General features: G+C 51.9%; 4 protein-coding genes. All 4 read left to right on the top strand.

Annotated features, from left to right (window positions below):
• Window positions 1-252, top strand: a 252-nt coding sequence (locus HY879_12185; protein ID MBI5604105.1) for a hypothetical protein, incomplete at its 5' end; no start/stop codon positions are given.
• A 234-nt stretch (window positions 253-486) separates the two neighbouring features.
• A complete protein-coding gene (locus HY879_12180) occupies window positions 487-1,221 on the top strand; it encodes an ATP-binding cassette domain-containing protein (protein MBI5604104.1) in 735 nt (244 codons plus the stop codon).
• On the top strand, window positions 1,215-1,904 hold the full coding sequence (locus tag HY879_12175; GenBank protein MBI5604103.1) for an ABC transporter ATP-binding protein: 690 nt from the start codon (window positions 1,215-1,217) through the stop codon (window positions 1,902-1,904). Before HY879_12180 ends, HY879_12175 begins: the two co-directional genes overlap by 7 nt.
• Before the next feature lie 252 nt (window positions 1,905-2,156).
• The coding region (locus tag HY879_12170; GenBank protein ID MBI5604102.1) for a branched-chain amino acid ABC transporter permease at window positions 2,157-3,156 on the top strand (1,000 nt) is incomplete at its 3' end.

The following is a 3,156-nucleotide window of genomic DNA, read 5'->3' as shown; positions in this document are numbered from 1 at the left end:
GAACTGGCCGGCAGTACGGATCCTGAAAAGGTCTATAATGCCCTGATGCAGAAACCGGAATTTTTCACCGTCAAAGGTCCGGTCCACTGGAGAAAGGATGGACGAGCCGTATACAAGTATGCCACCTATATGATCAAAGGGAAAGGTTCGGCCGGACGCAAGGGAATGTTTAAGAATTATGACTATGCCCAGATCCTCGATGCCTATGGGGGAACGGAATTTCTACCCACTCTGGAATCGGAGGGATATTAGCAAAAAGATTAAGAAGCCGGGAATCCAGGAGTCAGAAGCCAGAATTCAGAATGAGGGGAAAACGTTGGAAAGAATCAGGTGTTCGCTGTATTCTTGATTCTGCCTTCTGGGTTCCAAACATCGCAAAAAATAAGACCTGATTATTAATGACAGTTTCGGACTTTTTCAGACTTTGACTCAAATCGAAAGAACCGATTGATCGAAATGGCCAGTGAAATCGTTTCCGCAAGAAATCTGATAAAAACCTTCGGGGGGTTGACCGCCGTGGACGGGGTCTCTTACTCGGTTGAGCCAGGCCAGGTCTCCGGACTTATTGGGCCAAATGGCTCGGGTAAGACCACTTTGTTTAACCTGCTCAGCGGCCAATTCCCGCCCACCGCCGGATCTGTTTTTTTTGAGGGCCGGGACATCACCGACCTGGCCCCGTTCCACCGGGTTCAATTGGGTATGGCCCGTACCTTTCAATTGGTCAGCGTTTTCTCAAGATTAAGCGTCTGGGAAAATTTAGTGCTGCCTATCGTACGTTTCAAAAAGAAGGACCAGGGTCTCGGCCGGTTCTATCTGAAGAACAAGCAAGGCCGGGGTCTTTTTGAGGATTGCGAGCAGGCCTTGGACACTGTTGGAATGACCTCCAAGGCCTTTGTGCCGACCAGCGAGCTCTCGTATGGGGATAAGCGCCTGATAGAGATCGCCATGGCCCTGGCCCTTAAACCGAAGCTGCTCCTCTTAGACGAACCCCTGGCGGGCTTAAGTGATCACGAAATATCGGAAGTTATGCAAATTATCCGTTCCCTGAAGGGGCAGCTTACACTGATACTTATCGAACATAAAATATCCAAGATCATCGATCTGGTGGAAAGCCTTTGTGTGATGAACGAGGGGCGGATCATTTGCCAGGACCGGCCGGATGCGGTTTTGGCCGACCCCAGGGTACGCGAGTGTTACTGGGGGACCGAGGAGTCATGTTAGAGATTAAGGGGTTGCAAGTCTGCTATGGACATGCGGTAGCTCTCCAGGGTATCGATCTGAAGGTCAGACCGGGGGAGATGATCTTTGTCGTGGGCCGTAACGGGGCCGGCAAGACGACCCTGCTCAAAACCATCGCCGGTTTACTTAAGCCCCAGGCCGGTGAGATTGCCTTCGATGGCCGCCTGATAACAGGGCTGTCCGCCGAAAAAGCAGCCCGTCAAGGGATACGTTTTGTGGCTCAGGATAAACGGGTTTTTTCGGCCCTGACGGTACGTAGCAACATCGAATTAGCGGCCTATGCCGCGGGCTGGAAGATTGATCGGGCCGTAGAACGGGTCCTTTCCCTCTACCCAAAAATGGAAAAGTTTTTGGATTCTCCGGCCGGCGGACTTTCCGGGGGACAGCGCGAGATCCTCCTCATCGGCCGGGCACTGATAGGCGATCCGCGGTTGCTCATGATCGACGAACCCACAGAGGGTCTGGCCGCGGTGGTGATTAAAGACATCTTTACCATTCTGAATACCATGAAGGAGCACAAGGCCTCGATCATCGTTGAACAGAATCTGTCTGTGGTGAGCCGACTGGCCGACCGGGTCTATATCATCAAGGAAGGCAAGATGATCCGGGAGATCGAAGACCGTGAAACGATTGCCGATGCCGGTCTATTGGAGCAATATCTTTAGTGCGAAAATAAGTTCGGAGTTTAGAGTTCGGAGTTCGGAGTTCGGAGTAAACCATTTTCATGCTTCGTGGCACTCTCTAAGGCATCAGGGCTAAATTGTAACGAAAAATAAAATTTGATTTATGTAGCACAACCCCGCGATTCGCGGGGCTGTTTCCACTAATAACAGGCGAGGGTGCCTGTTCTACATAACCTTAATTCCAGTTTCATGCTTCGTCGAGCCCGTTGCCGACGGGCACGAAGGTTCAGGATTATGATGAAGACAACCACGGATATCAAAACAGGGCATGTCTGGTCCATTTGGCTGGACCTCACAGTCATCACCGTCGGTTTTGTGGCCCTTTCTTTGGGCGTCAATATCCGTTGGGTCGTGGACCTTATGATCTTCTCAATTGTTGTACTGTCTTTCGATCTGCTTTACGGTTACATGGGCCATCTTTCCTTCGGGGCCATGCTTTACTATGGAACCGGTGCCTATGCTTCAGCCCTCTGGCTGGCTAACGTCAACCAGAATGCCCTGGTGGCCATAGGGGTAGGCCTGGCCGCCGCCCTCTTAAGCGCCGCCCTGTTGGGAGGCATTGCCATACGGACCGCCGGGGCGGCCTTCGCTTTAATCAACATGGCCTTTAATGAGATCGGTTTTTTCGCAGTCCGTTCGGCCTTGAAGGGATGGACCGGTGGAGACGATGGTTTGTCCGTCAACGTCAATCCTTTTTTGGGGTTTATTAAGCTGCACCTTGAGATCCCATCTTTTATATTTATGCTTGCCATGGTCCTTTTGGTTTACTTTTTTCTAAAGACCTTAATGAATGCGCCTTACGGAACCCTGGTGCGGGCTATACGGGAAGATGAAAACCGTGTCCTGTTTCTCGGTTACAGCGCCCTGAAGGCCAAGTGGATCACCTTTGTCATCTCCTCCGGTCTGGCCGGTCTGGCCGGTGCCCTGTTCACGGTTCTTCGAGGCTTTGTCAGCCCTGATGTCATGAATCCTTTCGCCAACGTGGACATGATCTTTGCGGTGTTGATCGGTGGGGCAGGATATCTCTATGGATCCCTGATAGGCGCTTTAGTCTTCCTGCTTATCAAAAATTATCTGCCGATTCTGGCCAGCGAGGTGGGCAAGTTGGCACCCTTCAAGGTGCCCCAGTGGGAACTCTGGCTGGGTATCGTGCTCCTGATTATCGTTTTCTCCTGGCGCCAGGGTATTGTGGGGCTGGTGCAGGTCAAGCTGGCCCGGCGCCGGAAAAGGGTTG

It is taken from the genome of Deltaproteobacteria bacterium (assembly GCA_016219225.1).
In the GTDB taxonomy this organism is placed as follows: Bacteria; Desulfobacterota; RBG-13-43-22; order RBG-13-43-22; family RBG-13-43-22; genus RBG-13-43-22.
This window is presented reverse-complemented; position numbering and strand designations above follow the sequence as displayed.

Coding starts and splice junctions, on each gene's coding strand:
- HY879_12175 (MBI5604103.1), top strand. CDS start 1,215: ATGTTAGAGATTAAGGGGTTGCAAGTCTGCTATGGACATGCGGTAGCT.